The 659-nt window shown below is 40.1% G+C and carries 1 rRNA gene; it reads left to right on the plus strand.

The annotated features are described in order from the left end of the window. A 16S ribosomal RNA gene (locus AB4114_RS35800) occupies positions 1–99 on the plus strand; the annotation flags it as partial. Positions 100–659: the final 560 nt, after the last annotated feature.

Here is a 659-nt window from a genome sequence, read left to right on the forward strand (position 1 = left end):
AGGGAGCCAGGGAGCCAGCCGCCGAAGGTGGGGTAGATGATTGGGGTGAAGTCGTAACAAGGTAGCCGTATCGGAAGGTGCGGCTGGATCACCTCCTTTCTATGGAGACTCGGATCTGATAGATCCAGTCAAGTGTGTTTAACACACAAATCGCTTAACTCACTCGTGTTCAGTTTTGAAAGAGCAATCTTTCAAACATACCGATATTTCTGAAATAACAGGAAAAACTACAGTTATTTTCGAGGAATTAGGAGTTTTAAGTGAAATAACAGGGAAATATGTAGTTAATTTGATCGCTTTTGGTCTGATTCAGACTTTAAGCCTGAATTAACTGTAGAATTTCCAGTTAAATGCTTAAAACCAACGTATTCATCAAAATTAACTACAGGAAATCCAGTTAAATCGAAATAGGGTACAAACGGTTGACAACCAACATCGTTTTGCGAATATAACGGTTGCAACATTGTTCCTTGAAAACTAGATAACGAAACAAAACGTAAAGTAAGAACTTAGGTTGCTTGATCTTCGGATCATGCAAAAATCTTTAACTCTTTCAATTAGGAGAGACTTTTGCTAACGCAAAAGATCCCTATAAATGGTTAAGCTAGAAAGAGCACACGGAGGATGCCTAGGCACTAGGAGCCGAAGAAGGACGTGGC

This window comes from Paenibacillus sp. 2RAB27 (genome assembly GCF_052115445.1).
Lineage (GTDB): Bacteria > Bacillota > Bacilli > Paenibacillales > NBRC-103111 > Paenibacillus_E.